The organism is Limosilactobacillus gastricus DSM 16045 (genome assembly GCF_001434365.1).
GTDB classification, from domain to species: Bacteria; Bacillota; Bacilli; order Lactobacillales; family Lactobacillaceae; genus Limosilactobacillus; species Limosilactobacillus gastricus.
Genome location: NZ_AZFN01000007.1, coordinates 37,749 through 53,226, shown reverse-complemented (window position 1 = coordinate 53,226; position 15,478 = coordinate 37,749). Strand labels below are relative to the sequence as shown.

Annotated in this window: 15 protein-coding genes; 9 read left to right on the top strand and 6 right to left on the bottom strand. The window is 41.7% G+C overall.

The genetic code is table 11. The features are described 5' to 3' along the window. Window positions 1-96 precede the first annotated feature (96 nt). From yycF to rlmH, 7 genes are all read left to right on the top strand, one after another. Window positions 97-804, top strand: a complete 708-nt coding sequence (gene yycF / locus FC60_RS03295; RefSeq protein ID WP_007122754.1) for a response regulator YycF — start codon at window positions 97-99, stop codon at window positions 802-804. 12 nt (window positions 805-816) lie between these two features. Beyond that, a complete protein-coding gene (walK, locus tag FC60_RS03290) occupies window positions 817-2,685 on the top strand; it encodes a cell wall metabolism sensor histidine kinase WalK (protein ID WP_056937072.1) in 1,869 nt (622 codons plus the stop codon). Further along, window positions 2,663-3,958 (top strand): two-component system activity regulator YycH, encoded by a 1,296-nt coding sequence (yycH, locus tag FC60_RS03285; RefSeq protein WP_056937071.1) that lies wholly within the window; start codon window positions 2,663-2,665, stop codon window positions 3,956-3,958. The genes walK and yycH overlap by 23 nt, the downstream gene beginning before the upstream one ends. A gap of 3 nt (window positions 3,959-3,961) precedes the next feature. Continuing rightward, entirely contained in the window at window positions 3,962-4,747 is a 786-nt protein-coding gene (locus tag FC60_RS03280) for a two-component system regulatory protein YycI (RefSeq protein ID WP_056937070.1), read from the top strand. Between the two features lie 11 nt (window positions 4,748-4,758). Continuing rightward, the gene (locus FC60_RS03275; RefSeq protein ID WP_056937069.1) at window positions 4,759-5,565 is read left to right on the top strand and encodes an MBL fold metallo-hydrolase; all 807 of its coding nucleotides are present in this window, start codon (window positions 4,759-4,761) and stop codon (window positions 5,563-5,565) included. Window positions 5,566-5,638: 73 nt separating this feature from the next. Beyond that, window positions 5,639-6,880 carry a S1C family serine protease gene (locus FC60_RS03270; RefSeq protein ID WP_056937068.1) on the top strand — a complete coding sequence of 414 codons (1,242 nt, stop codon included), beginning with the start codon at window positions 5,639-5,641 and terminating at the stop codon, window positions 6,878-6,880. Between the two features lie 346 nt (window positions 6,881-7,226). After that, entirely contained in the window at window positions 7,227-7,706 is a 480-nt protein-coding gene (gene rlmH / locus FC60_RS03265) for a 23S rRNA (pseudouridine(1915)-N(3))-methyltransferase RlmH (protein WP_056937067.1), read from the top strand. A gap of 61 nt (window positions 7,707-7,767) precedes the next feature. On the opposite strand, the gene FC60_RS03260 is transcribed toward rlmH, so the two are convergent. After that, entirely contained in the window at window positions 7,768-8,757 is a 990-nt protein-coding gene (locus FC60_RS03260; RefSeq protein WP_056937066.1) for a D-2-hydroxyacid dehydrogenase, read from the bottom strand. A 15-nt stretch (window positions 8,758-8,772) separates the two neighbouring features. Further along, the gene (locus FC60_RS03255; RefSeq protein WP_056937065.1) at window positions 8,773-9,948 is read right to left on the bottom strand and encodes an aminotransferase class I/II-fold pyridoxal phosphate-dependent enzyme; all 1,176 of its coding nucleotides are present in this window, start codon (window positions 9,946-9,948) and stop codon (window positions 8,773-8,775) included. A 434-nt stretch (window positions 9,949-10,382) separates the two neighbouring features. On the opposite strand from FC60_RS03255, the gene FC60_RS03250 reads away from it, so the two are divergent. After that, window positions 10,383-11,000: a helix-turn-helix domain-containing protein gene (locus FC60_RS03250; protein ID WP_056937064.1), complete on the top strand. Its 618-nt coding sequence runs from the start codon at window positions 10,383-10,385 to the stop codon at window positions 10,998-11,000. A 40-nt stretch (window positions 11,001-11,040) separates the two neighbouring features. On the opposite strand, the gene FC60_RS03245 is transcribed toward FC60_RS03250, so the two are convergent. The 4 genes from FC60_RS03245 to trpX all read right to left on the bottom strand — a co-directional run bounded on the left by FC60_RS03245 (window position 11,041) and on the right by trpX (window position 14,745). After that, a complete protein-coding gene (locus FC60_RS03245; protein ID WP_420804648.1) occupies window positions 11,041-11,979 on the bottom strand; it encodes an alpha/beta hydrolase in 939 nt (312 codons plus the stop codon). A gap of 122 nt (window positions 11,980-12,101) precedes the next feature. Beyond that, the gene (locus FC60_RS03240) at window positions 12,102-12,863 is read right to left on the bottom strand and encodes an ABC transporter ATP-binding protein (protein WP_056937062.1); all 762 of its coding nucleotides are present in this window, start codon (window positions 12,861-12,863) and stop codon (window positions 12,102-12,104) included. Further along, window positions 12,860-13,756, bottom strand: coding sequence for an ABC transporter permease (locus FC60_RS03235; RefSeq protein WP_056937061.1), 897 nt, complete (start codon window positions 13,754-13,756; stop codon window positions 12,860-12,862). Before FC60_RS03235 ends, FC60_RS03240 begins: the two co-directional genes overlap by 4 nt. Further along, on the bottom strand, window positions 13,753-14,745 hold the full coding sequence (trpX, locus tag FC60_RS03230) for a tryptophan ABC transporter substrate-binding protein (RefSeq protein WP_056937060.1): 993 nt from the start codon (window positions 14,743-14,745) through the stop codon (window positions 13,753-13,755). Before trpX ends, FC60_RS03235 begins: the two co-directional genes overlap by 4 nt. A 427-nt stretch (window positions 14,746-15,172) precedes the next feature. Between trpX and FC60_RS03225 the strand changes: the two genes are divergently transcribed. Then, complete coding sequence (locus tag FC60_RS03225) at window positions 15,173-15,412, top strand: DNA-binding protein (RefSeq protein WP_007122741.1); 240 nt, start codon at window positions 15,173-15,175, stop codon at window positions 15,410-15,412. Window positions 15,413-15,478 lie beyond the last annotated feature (66 nt).

The following is a 15,478-nucleotide window of genomic DNA, read 5'->3' as shown; positions in this document are numbered from 1 at the left end:
CCCCTTGGTTTTGCCAAATGAACAGTCTTGGCTGTTCATGCTATAATGGACCTATCGCATAAGTGCCAACGAGAGATGTATTTTCGGAGGGGAAGCATGTCTAAAAAAATTTTGGTTGTTGATGATGAAAAACCAATTTCAGACATCATCAAATTTAATCTTGAAAAAGAAGGTTATGAAGTCGTTGTCGCCTTTGATGGCGAGGAAGCTTTAGAAAAAGTCGAATCAGAAAAACCGGACTTATTAGTCTTAGATCTAATGTTACCAAAGGTAGATGGCCTTGAAGTGGCAAAGCAGGTTCGGGCTAAATATACCACTCCTATTATCATGGCCACGGCTAAGGATTCTGAGCTTGATAAGGTGTTGGGGCTCGAATTAGGAGCAGATGATTACGTTACCAAGCCGTTCTCTAATCGAGAGCTAGTTGCTCGGGTTAAAGCTAATTTAAGACGTCAAGAAGTTGTGACTAGTGCGGTGGAAGATGGACGAGAAGCCGATATCCAAATTGGGGATTTAACGATTCATCCAGATGCTTACACAGTAACGAAACGTGGTGAAAACATTAATTTAACTCACCGAGAATTTGAATTGCTGCATTATTTAGCTCAACACCAAGGCCAAGTCATTAACCGGGAAAATTTGTTGCAAACAGTATGGGGTTATGATTACTTTGGGGATGTGCGAACGGTCGACGTGACCGTGCGGCGACTTCGGGAAAAGATTGAAGATAATCCAAGCCACCCGCAATGGTTGATTACCCGGCGGGGGGTTGGTTACTTCTTAGCTAATCCTAATCAGAATTAGGGAGTCAAACGATTGAACAGTAAAATTAAATTTTATCAATCGATCCAATATAAAATCGCCCTTGTCTTTGTTCTAATGTTGATTTTGACATTAGAAATAGTGGGGGCGCTTTTTGTGCGTCAATTAGAACACGAAAACTTAACTAATTTTAAGCAACAAATTGAGTTACCTTCATACGTTGAAAATTCTTTAACTCAAGAGTTAGTCCAGACGAATACCAAGACCGCTAATCGAAATATTAACTCCACCCTACAAAAGGTTGAGAATAATAGTATTACTGAAATCCGCGTGGTAGATGCTAAAGGGATTATTCGAGGGACCAGCAATCGGGATCAAAGTGTTGTTGGTCAAAAAGCTAATACCCAAATCGTCAAGAATACCCTGGTGAATAATCGAAGTCATTCCGAAACGGTTTATGACAGCGACAGTAAGACCCACTATTATATCACGACGATTCCTTTAATGAGTGGCGATACAAACAATGTGGTGGGGGTTGTATATATTCGAGCTAGCTTAGAGAGTGTATACAGTACCGTTACCAGTATCTCGTTAATATATTTATCGGCCACGGTGATTACCATCATCATTGGTTTGATTTTATCCATTATCATTTCCCGGGAAATTACCCGACCAATTGAAGAAATGCGGAAACAAACCTTACGGATCGCGCGGGGGGATTTCTCAGGGCGCGTTAAAGTTAATGGCAATGATGAGCTGGGGCAGCTGTCAGCGGCAATTAACAACCTGTCCATTCGGGTAGAAGAATCACAAGAATCAACGGATGCTGAACGGCGCCGGCTCGATGGGGTCCTGGCTCACATGTCTGATGGGGTTTTAGCAACGGATCGGCGCGGAAATGTAATCATCATCAACAATATGGCATTGCAGTTATTAGGGGTTGATGATGAGAAAGAAGTGATCGGTCAGTCGATTCTGGGGGTTTTAGATATTCGTCAAAATTACAGTATTCGTGACCTAGTAGAAAATGAGCAGGCCCAAAATGAAGTGATTCTAGATGGGTTAACCGACGATACGATTATCAGTGCTTCTTTCTCCCCAATCCAACGAGAATCAGGATTCGTAAGTGGGCTGGTTTGTGTTCTTCACGATATTACGGATCAAGTACAAGAAGAAGAAGAACGTAAACAATTCGTCTCGAACGTTTCCCATGAATTACGGACCCCCTTAACTAGTGTCCGAAGTTATGTGGAAGCGCTTAGTGATGGGGCTATCAATGATCCAGAATTGAGTCCCCGCTTTCTAAAGGTGGTTGAAGATGAAACCGAGCGGATGATCCGGATGATTAATGATCTGTTAAGTTTATCGCGAATGGATTCAGGGACCACCAAGTTAGATTTGGAATACGTTAACATCGGGGAACTTTTTAACTATATTTTGAACCGCTTTGACATGATCATTAAAAATGAAACGGCGGATGATTCCGATCAAAAGAAATATACTATTGACCGGCATATTACTAACAAGAGTTTATGGGTAGAAATTGATCCTGATAAGTTCACGCAGGTAATCGATAATATCATGAACAACGCGGTTAAATATTCACCGGATGGTGGGGTGATCACGGCTCGATTAACTGACACCCATAATCATGTCATATTGAGTATTGCTGACCAAGGCTTGGGGATTCCGCGCAAAGATTTACGACACGTTTTTGACCGATTCTTCCGAGTTGACAAAGCTCGTTCTCGTAAACAAGGAGGAACTGGTTTAGGGTTAGCGATTTCTAAAGAGGTAATTAACCTATTAGGTGGTCAAATTTGGGTTAACAGTACGGAAGGAAAAGGGTCAACCTTTTATATTGCTTTGCCATACGTACCATTTGAGGAGGATGATTGGGATGATCAAGTGGATGAAGACTAATTATTTACTGCCACTCGGGCTAATCATTGCGGTGGTGATTAGTGTGGTCCTATCAATTAGTGTCTGGATTAATCCTTATCAAGCCAATCGAATTCCAGCAAGTAATAGTACTAGTTCGACTAATGATTCACTTACTTCCATTGGGAGTGTCTATCAAGCTAATCAGGTAGTCGTGACGAAACAAGATGGGAGTCAACAGCTGTTATATAATCAAAAGCGCAACCCAGCGCTAACGATTCAACAAACCCTAACAAAAACCAAAATGAGTGGACTGAATCGAGTTGCGAATGGTGATAATGGGAAATATTTGGATTATTTACGAATGGCCAACACCGTGACAATTTCCTTCCCCGACCACGTTTCAATGACGGTGTTTAATCAAGTTTTTGATCAGTCCCTAGATGCCGATCGGTTAGCAACGGTTAATTATGTGGTGGTGCCCTTAAATGATCGTGGCCGAGTATATCTGCTCGCGGACCAGGGTAAGAAAGTCTATCGGGTCAAGGTTGATCAATTAAGTTTAAAGGCAATTAAGCAGTCCCTTAAAGGTGGTCGACGGGTGGATGTTGATCATAAGATTGTTAACTGTACGCCAATTTTATCTTATCCGCACGAATATACGCTACCCACCTATTCTTATGATGTTAGTCAACATAATGTTGATAACTTAGCCCAGACCTTATTAGCTACTGCTAATTCCAATTCAATTGATACAGAAAGAAATGGGAATCAAATCATTTATACGAATGGTAATTCGCATCGGATGACCTATAACCGTCAAACTGGTAGTATCCAATACGATAATTATTTAGGGAAAGATCAAAAATATGGTCGGCAAAGTTTGGAAAGTCATCTCTATAATCGCCTTAAAAAGCTGAGTATTGATCTAACGGGCATTTACTTTGATACGGTTTCACAAGCTGGTCAAACGGTTACTTACCGCAGCTTTGTCCAAGGCTTCCCGATTTTTAGTAGTCGAAATTATGGAACCATCCTAATTAAGTCCAATAATGATGGGATGGAACGCTACCAATTATCAAATTATTATTTGGGTCTTCCCCAAACTAGTGATGGAACAACAGTTACCATGCCTTCATCGGCCGTGGTTTCCAACGCTTTGAAGGAAAGCGGCCAATTAAAAAAGGTTAAGGGGATGCGGATTGGTTACACGTGGAACAATGATGATACTGAAACGGTAACTTTGGAACCCACCTATTATGTTTATTACAATGGAAATTGGGTACCATATCAGACTTTACTCAAGGAGGAATAGACGATGAATTTCCGGCGAATTCAGGGCATCTTTTTGATTGCCTTTGTCATTTTGGATATTGTGCTCGTCATTTCCTTTTTTTGGGGATTTTGGCGGGTCCAGTCCAACTCAGGACAAAGTGTCAGCCAACAAGCGATGTTACTTCGCGAATTGAAAACGGATTCGATCACGGTACCTAAGTTATCCAATCATCAGCCTAGGGGCTATTATATAAGTGTTAATTCGTCCACTGATTTGGGTGATGAGGTAACGAGTCTGTCGCGACAAAGTGCCTATTGGTCTGGAACACAAATTACGTCGACCTTTAATACTGCCATTGCTAATCAAAAAGCTACAATTAAAAGTTGGTTAAGAAGTAATTCTCGCATTGCACACGGGCAGAGCTACCAAGTCAATCAAGATTTTTCAACCAAAAGTCGCTTAGTTTATACGCAGATGATTGATGACATTCCGGTTCTTGATGCCACCGGAAGAATCCAATTTCGGGTGAGTGGTCAAAAATTAACCGGTTATACTCAAACCTATTTAAAAGGGATCAAAGTACTTCGCCAACAGGTGAGTGCAATTAGTTCGCAACAAGCGATTGCGGTATTGTATCGGCATAATGAAATCCCAAGTAATTCCAAGGTTATTTGGCTTCAATATGGCTTTTCCAAAGTTAGCTCATCAGACAATCAGGATATTTATGCACCAATTTGGGAAGCTAAAGTAAGAGATCGATCTAATAATAAAACCACTTATTTAAGGGTTAACGCTATTACGGGAACGATTATTCAAACAAATGATTAGAGGTAATCAGCTTGTCATTAGAAAAGGAATTAAAATACAGTATTTTAGCCAGCGGCAGCACCGGTAATTCAACCTATATTGAAACCGGTCAGCACCGTATTTTAATCGATGCTGGATTAAGCGGGAAGAAAATTGAAGAACGGTTACAGGCCATTGGTCGATCGATGACGGATATTGAAGCGATTTTTGTGACGCATGAACATAGCGACCATATCCAAGGCGTTGGGGTACTTGCACGGCGGTATGGGGTGAATGTCTATGCTAATCAAGGCACCTGGGATGCCATAAGTAACAAAATTGGCAAGGTCAAAAGTGATCAATGCTTTGAAGTCCAACCGGGGCAAGTAATCGATTTTGGTGATCTGCAGGTGGAATCATTTGCAGTTTCTCACGATGCGGCTCAACCCCAGTTTTATCAGGTTCACCACGATGATAAAAGCTTGTGTCTGTTAACTGATACGGGATATGTTTCAGAGCGGATGGTCGGCATCATTCAAAATGCGGATGCCTATTTAATGGAATGTAACCATGATACGGAGATGTTGCGGAATGGACCTTATACCTGGTCATTAAAGCAGCGGATCTTAGGGGATGAAGGCCATTTGTCCAATGAAGAGGGAGCGGCGGCCTTAATTTCAGTAATTGGTGATCGAACCAAAGAAGTGATTTTGGGACACCGGAGTCAACATAATAACTTACGATCGTTAGCCCATCTAACGGTTGCTGAAGAGCTAGAAACCCATGACCTGGGGGTAGATCATGATTTTAAACTGATTGATGCCGAACCAGATCAGGCTTTGGGCTTAACAATTTTGTAAAGATATATGAACAGCTTTTTCAAGATCCTCTGGTAAAATAAAAATTAACTATGGGGTACGGAGGAAATGATCAATGCGAAATTCCAATCATGATCGCAATCGACAATTATTCTGGATGAAAGTGGCCACTGTTGGGATAGTTGCGGGCTTAATCGGCGGCGGAATTTTTTGGGGCGTTCAAAAAACCATTAGCAGTGTTTGGCCGACGATCGTCAGTACGGTGGCCAGTGGCTTTGGATCTTCTGGGGGAGCTAAAGTTCATAATAGTAAAGTAGCAACCAGTAGCTCCACCAAAGCATATAACAAGGTGAAAGGGGCCGTGGTCAGTGTTATTAATCAGCAAAGTACGAGTACCAGTAACATGGGTGACTTTGGCTATGCATCTAGTTCTTCATCCACTAATAGTTCAGGCTTAGAAACGGCGGCTGAAGGATCGGGAGTGATTTATAAAAAATCAGCGGGAACGGCCTATATTGTGACTAATAACCATGTGGTCTCGGGAGCGAGCGCCGTTAGTGTTATTCTGGCGTCTGGTCGAAAGGTTTCAGCCAAAATTGTTGGGACGGATGAAACGACAGATTTAGCAGTTCTCAAGATTAGTGCGAGTCATGTTAAGACGGTTGCTGAATTTGGAAATTCAAAGCAGGTTCAAGCGGGACAAGATGTCCTCGCGATTGGTTCGCCAATGGGAACGGAGTACGCTAATTCAGTAACTAAGGGGATTGTCTCCGCCGTTAATCGGACTATTCGAGCTAGTGATGCTTCGGTAGCAACCAAGGTGATCCAGACTGATACCGCAATTAATTCTGGAAATTCGGGTGGTCCCTTGATTAATATGGCGGGACAAGTGATTGGCATTAATTCGATGAAGTTATCATCCAGCATTGATGGAACTAGTGTTGAAGGGATGGGCTTTGCCATTCCAAGTAATGAAGTGGTAAGCGTCATTAATCAACTGGTGAAGAACGGTTCCATTTCCCGACCATCATTAGGAATTAGCATGCTTGATTTAGATAGTGTGACGGAAAGTGATCAGACCGAAGTGTTGAAATTACCAACTAACGTAACCTCCGGCGTGGTCGTAATGAGTGTGACCGATGATGGAGCGGCTGCTAAGGCCGGACTCAGTCAATATGATGTCATCACAAAATTTGGGAAAACAACGGTGACGGATGCTAGTGATTTGCGGACGGCCCTATATAAATATAAGGTGGGCGATCGAGTCAAAATTACTTACTATCATGATGGTCAGGAAAAAACGGCGACTGTTACCTTGTCAGAGGCTAGCAATAGTAGTAGCAGTACAAATAGTTAATCATGAAGCTTGAAGTAAAGATTTTGGGTAAATCTACTTCAAGCTTTTTTGTGGAAAAAGATATCCACGAGTTATCCACAGGTGGACCAAGGACTGATATAATAGGCTTTACTAATCCTTAATAACTTATCCACAGGTTATAAATGTGAATGTGGATAAGTGGATTAAATAAACTAAAAATCGCTAGAAACGTTGATTTAATAGGATTTATTAGTGCGAGATATAGCAAAGCTAAATTGTGGATAACTTATGTGGAAAACCATTAAACACAAAAGACTATCCACAAAGCGGTGTGGATATGTTGTGGAAAACTTGTGGATAAGTAGAAAAAGGAGCAGGAAAACAAATGACGATCAAAATAATCGGAGTAGGCAAGCTCAAAGAAAAGTATTTTAAAGCAGGTATCGCGGAGTATGCCAAACGCCTCAATCGCTATACCAAATTTGAAATAATTGAAGTTCCAGATGAGAAGGCCCCAGAATCATTAAGTTCAGCCGAAATGCAGAGCGTAATGGAAAAAGAAGGAGCTCGCATTCTAGATAAGATTAAGGACCGGGAATACGTTTTTGCTTTAGCGATTCAAGGTCAAGAACGATCTTCCGAGGAGTTTGCTAAGGAGATTAATCAATTAACCACTTATGGGCATAGTGATCTAACTTTTGTGATTGGTGGCTCATTGGGGTTGAGTCAAGCGGTTATGCAACGGGCTAATACGACCATTTCTTTTGGACGGTTCACTTTACCACACCAGTTAATGCGATTGGTATTAACGGAGCAGGTTTATCGTGCCTATACCATTATTAATGGGTTGCCTTACCATAAATAAATAGAGATAGTATGCAGGAGCTTCATTTGAAGTGAACCTCATACTATCTCTATTTTTAAATTTATGGCTTAATTTCGTGACTAGAATGACCACCGTTCAAAATAGTCAGGACATCATCAAGGGCGAAGTCAACCATGTTTTGAACAGCAATATTAGTAAAGAAGGCAACGTGGGGAGTCAAAATAACATTATCTAAAGCGTGGAGTTTAGCAATTTGAAGATCCGAAATTCCTTTTTGATGCAGGTCAGCATTGAAGACGGGTCCTTCACCTTCAACCGTATCTAAGGCGACTGCTTTAATCGTATGTTCTTCTAAAGCCGTGATGAGATCACTTGTATTAACGACCGGTCCCCGACTAGCATTCACGAGGCCGGCGCTAGCTTTCATTAATCGGAAATCTGATGCCGTTAATAAATTAACGGAAGTTGGGTTAAGATCTACATGTAACGAAACCACGTCACTTTGTTGAAGAAGTTCATCTTTAGATACATATTCAACAATTCCCGCTAAGTCACTCCGGGGTTTGACATCATAGCCTAAGACGCGGGCATCTAAGGCCTTTAAAAGTTTGGCTAGGGTTCCACCAATACGGCCAACCCCGATGATTCCAATGGTGGCTGAGTGAATTTCGAGCGATTGTAATCCAGCCCAGCGGAAGTCATTTTGCGCAACGCGGTGGTCAAAGGCATAGGTGTTCCGTAATAAACGAAAAATTTGCATGAGAGCAAATTCGGCAACGCTTCGTGGGGAGTAGGCCGGGACATTGGTAACGATTAACCCATTTTCATGAGCTAAGGGGACATTCACCATATCATAACCGGCCGTTCGTGATGCTAGTTGCTTTAAGCCGTGTTCCTTTAAGATGGGGTAAACATGGTCGGGAACGGGATCTCGTTGTTGGATCACTAAACCATCGATATCAGTGGTCAGATCAAGGGCGTCTTCAATTAATTTTGGGGTGGTTTTGATGGTGATATTATGTTGTTCAGCATATTGGTTGATTGCAGCCATTTCATCATCACGAACACTGGTCATTAAGATTGTGGTCATTGGGAAAACTCCTTTCTAATTAAGAAAATTCTGGATTCGGCTGATTGCCGTTTTCAAGTCATCTAAACTGGTGGCGTAACTCATCCGTAAGTAACCCTCACCCCCAGGACCGAAGAAAGATCCAGGGATGGTAGCAACTTGAGCTTCTTGTGCCAAATCACGGGCAAATTGGACATCGTCGCTCCCGTACTGATGAGGGATTTGCGCGAAGATATAAAAGGCCCCGTTTGGTTTGGCTACTGTAAAGCCAAGATTAGTTAGTTCTTCAACCATGTAATCCCGCCGGATTTGGTAAGCAGCGCGCATTTCAACGGATGCTTGTCGACCGGTTTCCGTTCCAAAACAAGGGACGGCGGCGGCCATGGCTGGATCAGATGGGGAAGTAATCATTAAATTATGGACGAGACTGACTTTCTGCATGATTTCTGTTGGTCCGGCAATGAAGCCAATCCGATAACCAGTCATGGCATGGGACTTCGAAGCCCCATTTAAGACTAAGGTTTGTTCAGGTAAATAAGTAGCGATCGAAACGTGTTGGCCATCATATAAGAGTTCGGAGTAAATTTCATCTGCAATCACCACCGCCTTGCTCTGGGCGAGTACCTCTGCTAAGGCCTGCAAGTCGCTAGCGGAATAAGTAACTCCCGTTGGATTGGAGGGGTAGTTTAAAATGACTGCTTTGACGGCAGGACCGTATTCATCGAGCGCAGCTTTTACCATCGCTGGCGATAAGACGAAGTTATTAGAACTCGTATCAAGATTAATCGGGACACCGCCTAACATCCGGACCACCGTTTCGTAAAGCGGGAAGGTAGGGGTGGGGATCAAAACCTTATCTCCAGGATTAAGCAGGGCATTTAAGGAAGCATAGATGGCCTCTGTCGCACCGATCGTCACCACTATTTCTTGGTCAGGACTGTAAGTTAATTGGTAGCGGACCTTTAAAAAGTCAGCAATGGCCTTTCGCAGGGCCTCAGAGCCAGTTCCGGGAGCATAATGAGAATCATTATTTTCGATACTGGCAATGGCGGCTTGTTTGCCGATTTCCGGGACGTTAAAATCTGGTTCACCTAAGGTTAATTTGACAATATCGGGGATGGAACTAATTTCTTGATTGAAGGTTAAAATATTATTGGGTTTGATTTCATCAAGATGGTAATTATAGCGAATTGCTAAATTTGAATGTGGCATGGTTGTCCTCCTTATAAACAAAAATCCGGGGTTGATTTCTCAACACCCGGATGGCTATCGTGATTTATTCTTTAGTAAAAGAAGATCATGAATGGCTTCCGGGATAAGTCCTAGAAACCATCACAAAACGTTCTGGTCCTAGGAATGCTGGAACCAGAAATAAAAGGTCATCTTTAATTGTAAGTTTGTTAGACCTGACATAATGAACCTCGTTTACTAATTGATAGTTTTATTCTAATTTAATTTTAATAATTGTCAAGGGGGATTTCTGAATCGTCAATTATTTCCCGGGCAATATAATAGGTAAACTCTTGAAAAATCCGGATGTAACCGGATCATAGCTAGTCAGGTTTCCAAAGATTCGTTATCATAAAATTTGAAATCAACTAAGCGCGCCTTCGATTTCAAATTAATTAAAAGTTTGAGGTGGTCAAATGAACTTAGGTCAACAATTAAAAGCATCAAGACAAGCACGACAAGTGACCCAAGCCCAAATAGCCAAGGATTTGTCCGTATCACGAAAAACAATTTCAAGTTGGGAAAATGAACGCTCGTATCCTGATCTTGCGATGTTGATTCGACTGAGTGAATATTTTGACCTCTCGATTGATCAATTATTAAAGGAGGACGGGAAAATGAAAGACCAAATTATTAAACAACAAGTCAGAAAGAATATTCGACCATTAATAGTCTTGTTACAATTTATCAACCTAATCTGTTTGGTTTTTACTTTGGCGGATGCAAACGGGATGATTAATAGTACCGACATAGTAGGTTACATCTTTGTGGCAATTGTAATTTTAAATAGTATTGCCATTTTATATGGTGTCGCAATCGAGATGAAGGTAAATAATGATCAAAAAAAGCAGGAACGGATTGAAACCATCATGAAAAGTAATTGGCTCTTGGTGACTTCAATTGGATTGGTTGTCATTGGCGGAATGACGGCAATATTAATCAATGACGATCTCTTTTCGTATCTAGGCGGGGCGATTTTCGGGGTTGGTGCTACCTTGATCCTGATTCATATCGTCTTAAAATATAAACGATAAATAACATGGCTGGTGAAGAAAGGTGATCTTCCCAGCCATGTTATTGTTTGGTAGTTGGATTATCAAAGTATTGTTGCAGAAATTCGGTAATGTGGTCTTGATAATCAACGGGATTAATCCAAAAACTTTCCGCATGGGTAGCTTGGTTAACCAGCCAGAGTTTCTTCGGTGCTTCCGTTGCTTGATAATTTTCCAGGGCCATCCAACTAGGGACATAAACGTCTTTTTCGCCATGGATAAAGAAAATCGGTCGCGTATTTTTCTTGAGTTGGTTCGTTGATGAAACGTCTTTAAGGTAATATCCTAAGCGATGACGATTAATAGTTGAGACCATTGGTAAAAAGGGATGGGCCGGTAAGTGATATTGCCGTTTGAGCAGATATTGCAACTCATCTTCAATACTGGAATAGCCACAATCAGCAATAATGCATTTAACTTGTGCGGGCAACTCATCCCCGCTTAACATTTCAACGGTTGCCCCGCCCATGGAAACCCCAAAGAGGACGATTTTGACTTGGTCACCCAGCCGCGCAATTAATTTATGAAGCCAGGTCTGGTAATCAATGCGATCTAACCAACCAAAACTAATGTAACTACCGGCACTTTGACCATGACCACGATCATCTGGTAATAAAACGTTAAAACCAAGTTCATAAAACATTTTTGCGTAATTAGCCATCGTTTCGCCATTGCCTCTATAACCATGTGAGATTACTACGGCTTTTAGTGATGGTTCTTTGGCTGGAATAAAGTATGCGGACATCAAGTCGTCATCGTCATCCATCGAAAAGGTCCAATGTTCCTTATTAACTTTTTTAAACCAAGCGACGTAATCCCAATATAAGTCGGCATATTTTTGTTTGTCAGCTGAGGTCTCCGGGACATAATTAACCCGTTGGAAGGCAATTTTAAATAATTTTTCACTTACCAGAAAACTAATTCCAGCCGCTCCTAGAACGGTTGCTAATCCTGAAAGCATAAATTTTTGTTTTTCTGATGGCATTAGATCACCTCGCTAGATAAAAAAGACTGCCAATGCAGTCTTAATTTTAGATATAGTTATATTTTACTCGTCCCGTAGCGAAAAGCCTAAAAATCTATTCAGGCTTCAAAATATTGGAGAAGGTCAGCTTCAGATAAGTCTGAACGGTCGGTGCCTTTAACGTCCAGGACGATTTGGCCCTGATTTAAAATGATGATTCGGTTACCATACTTTAAAGCATCTTTAATTTGATGGGTAATCATAATGCAGGTTAGTTCTTGTTGGGTGACAACCTGATCCGTCAAGGTCATTAACTGGTGGCTAGTATTGGGATCTAGAGCTGCGGTATGTTCATCTAATAAGAGTAGTTGTGGTTTAGTCATGGTCGCCATTAAAAAGCTCAGGGTTTGGCGCTGGCCACCTGAAAGTTCGCCAGCAGCGGTGGTCAAACGATCACTTAAGCCGTTAGGTAATTGACTGGTTAATTGCTTGAATTCGTCAAGATGGGCATTTAATCGACGCGGGATTAAGGAGCGCCGTTGGCCACGTTTGGCGGCTAAGAGGAGGTTTTCGGCGACCGTCATCCGGGGAGCAGTGCCTAATTTTGGATCTTGAAAGACCTGGGCAATGTATTTGGCCCGCTTCGCCTCTGGTAATTTCGTGACCGGATGTTGATCAACTACTACTTGACCGTGGCTTGGTCTTAAAGAACCATTAATAACGTTTAAAAGCGTCGATTTACCAGCTCCATTAGTCCCCAGTAGGGTGATAAATTCGCCTTGTTCAACTGTTAGATTTAAGTCTTTTAAGATAGTCCTTTCATTAGGAGTTCCAGCATTAACAGTCGTTGAAATATGGTTAAGTTCCAATAAAGTCGTCATGATTTTTGCTCTCCTTGGTTGAATAAGTGATCGAGTTTTAGCTTGTGGCGGAGTACTGGAATGGCTAAACAAAGGGCCAGGATGATAGCGGAGAGGAGTTTAGTGTCATTGGTATTAAAGCCGAGTTGTAAGACGATTAAGATGACAAAACGGTAAGCAATGCTCCCGATAATAATGGCAATTAACCGACCACTTAAAGAAAGATTTGGTAACAGGACTTCTCCGATAATGATGGCGGCTAAGCCGATCACAATCGTTCCAATTCCCATATTGACGTCCGCGTAGCCATCATGCTGGGCAATCATCCCGCCAGCTAAACCAATGATCCCGTTTGAGACCATTAAACCAAGGATCTTGGTATTATCGGTGTTAATCCCAAAGGAAGCCGCCATGCGTTCATTATCACCGGTGGCGACAAATGCCTGACCTAAATCAGTATTAATAAAGCCGGTTAAGATGGTAATCACAACTACTACGAAGATGACCCCAATTACAATGGCACCCAAATAATCTGGTAGTTGTTGAATGAAGTCGTAAATGAAAAAGGTTTGATAATTCAATAACCCAACATTTGATCGACCAAGGATCCGTAAATCAATGGAGTACATCCCTGTCATTACTAAGATTCCCGCGAGAATATTGGGAATGTTTAATTTGGTGTATAAAAGGCCCGTGGCGAGGCCAGCTAAGGCCCCGGCTAAAAGGGAGAGTAGTAAGCCAATAAATGGTGATAAACCATGTGTAATGGCAGCGACACAGACACAGGCGCCTAAAGGAAAAGTTCCTTCAACGGTTAAGTCTGGAAAATCAAGGATTCGAAAGGTAAGATACAGGCCAAGTCCTAAAAGCCCCCAGAGGAGACCTTGACCGATAGCGGAAAGAATAATACTCATTTGTAAATAACCCCGTCTTTCTTGGCACTCTTTAAAATTGATTGTGGAATGGTGATATTAAACTTCTTGGCGGCAGTAGTGTTAATGTAGTAATGACCGGTTTTGACATGTTGAACGGGCATGGCGGAAGGTTTCTTACCCTTAAGAATTTGACCGGCCATTTTCCCGGTTAACACACCCATATCATATTGACTGATACTGTAGGTAGCCACGGCACCCGATTTAATCATGGATTGGACACTCCCAAAAACGGGAACGTTTGCACTATCAGTATTCTTTAAAAGTGTTTGAATCCCAGCGGCAACCGTATTGTCAGTTGGTACGTAAACCGCTTCAACTTCACTCGCCATGTTGGCGCTGACTTGGTCAATATCATTAGTGGAAGTAATGGTGTAGGTCTTAACCGTGATCCCTTGTTTTTCCATTAGTGATTGGAATAACTTCACTTCACCGGTGGCCGCATCATCACCCGCGTTATAGATGACCCCGATAGTTTTAACGTTGGGTAATAAGGTCCGAATTAACTTGGCTTGTTGAGCGACGGGTTCAACGTGCTGAACTCCGGTAACATTATTGCCCGTGTGCTTTAAGCTTTTGACAATTCCTGAGCCAACGGGATCGGAGACCGCTCCCATAACGATCGGTGTTTTGCTGGAAGCATTAGCGAGGGCTTGGACGGCTTGGGTAGTAATCCCAATGGTAACTTTAGCGTTTTCGTTTTTAAATTTTTCTGCCATACTCTTCAAGTTACTCTGATCATTTTCTGCATTTTGAAAATCAATCTTGATGTTTTTTCCGTTAACGTAACCCTCTTCTTTCAAACCGGTAATGACACCTTTATGAATTTGATTCAGTGACGGATGTGACATCAACTGTAAGATACCGACCGTGGGTTTAGTTGAATTTGAGCGTTGGCTAAGTTGATTGCCAACTAAGGCAATGATCACGACGGCGACTAAGATCCCAATAATAGTGTATAAACGTTTCATAATGTTAATTCCTCCAATTGATTTAAAAAGCTAATTCTCGAATAAAAAAACCGGCATTCCCGAGTAAACAGGAATGCCGGTTTGGCAACTCCCGCACACTTCTTTCATGTGCGGGCTTTTGTATAGGAAAATTAGCCAGCACAGATGAACTCTGATCGGTTGCATCTGTGCAGTTACACAAAAAACAACCTAACGCTGGCTTTGCCATGATTGATTAGTGACTTGTTGTAACATGGTTAATCTTCCTTTCGTTTTTGATGATGTAAGTGTACCGAATAGGGGAAGAGCTTGTCAAGATAAAAATTAAAATAAATTAAGAAAATTCTCATCAAAACGAGTAGAAAAAATATATCAAATTTTTGGTATTTTACTATTGTGTTATATCACAAATGTGGTATACTAAGAATCGTAAAGGAAGTGATCAGCGATGAGAATAGATATCAAAGCGTATCTCGATCATAATGGCTTGACCATTTATCGGGTCGCTAAGGAATCTGGTTATGGCTACACCACTTTACATAAATCGTTTAATAAGCAACAGACGAATGCAACCTCGATTAATTTGCGAGATTTGGATGCGTTAGCGCAGACCATGCACAAGCAAATGTGGCAGATTTTGCAGGAATTGGAAGATAGTTACTTAATAGATGATGATAAACATGTGTAGTCGAAGGGTCGGGTGTAAATTTTATGCATTGGGCCTTTTAGTAAACACAAAAATAAATACTATTAA

Excerpts from the sequence above, each read along its gene's own strand:
- yycF (WP_007122754.1), top strand. The coding sequence starts at position 97 with ATGTCTAAAAAAATTTTGGTTGTTGATGATGAAAAACCAATTTCAGAC.
- yycH (WP_056937071.1), top strand. The coding sequence starts at position 2,663 with ATGATCAAGTGGATGAAGACTAATTATTTACTGCCACTCGGGCTAATC.
- FC60_RS03280 (WP_056937070.1), top strand. The coding sequence starts at position 3,962 with ATGAATTTCCGGCGAATTCAGGGCATCTTTTTGATTGCCTTTGTCATT.
- FC60_RS03270 (WP_056937068.1), top strand. The coding sequence starts at position 5,639 with ATGCGAAATTCCAATCATGATCGCAATCGACAATTATTCTGGATGAAA.
- rlmH (WP_056937067.1), top strand. The coding sequence starts at position 7,227 with ATGACGATCAAAATAATCGGAGTAGGCAAGCTCAAAGAAAAGTATTTT.
- FC60_RS03260 (WP_056937066.1), bottom strand. The coding sequence starts at position 8,757 with ATGACCACAATCTTAATGACCAGTGTTCGTGATGATGAAATGGCTGCA.
- FC60_RS03255 (WP_056937065.1), bottom strand. The coding sequence starts at position 9,948 with ATGCCACATTCAAATTTAGCAATTCGCTATAATTACCATCTTGATGAA.
- FC60_RS03250 (WP_056937064.1), top strand. The coding sequence starts at position 10,383 with ATGAACTTAGGTCAACAATTAAAAGCATCAAGACAAGCACGACAAGTG.
- FC60_RS03245 (WP_420804648.1), bottom strand. The coding sequence starts at position 11,979 with ATGCTTTCAGGATTAGCAACCGTTCTAGGAGCGGCTGGAATTAGTTTT.
- FC60_RS03240 (WP_056937062.1), bottom strand. The coding sequence starts at position 12,863 with ATGACGACTTTATTGGAACTTAACCATATTTCAACGACTGTTAATGCT.
- FC60_RS03235 (WP_056937061.1), bottom strand. The coding sequence starts at position 13,756 with ATGAGTATTATTCTTTCCGCTATCGGTCAAGGTCTCCTCTGGGGGCTT.
- trpX (WP_056937060.1), bottom strand. The coding sequence starts at position 14,745 with ATGAAACGTTTATACACTATTATTGGGATCTTAGTCGCCGTCGTGATC.
- FC60_RS03225 (WP_007122741.1), top strand. The coding sequence starts at position 15,173 with ATGAGAATAGATATCAAAGCGTATCTCGATCATAATGGCTTGACCATT.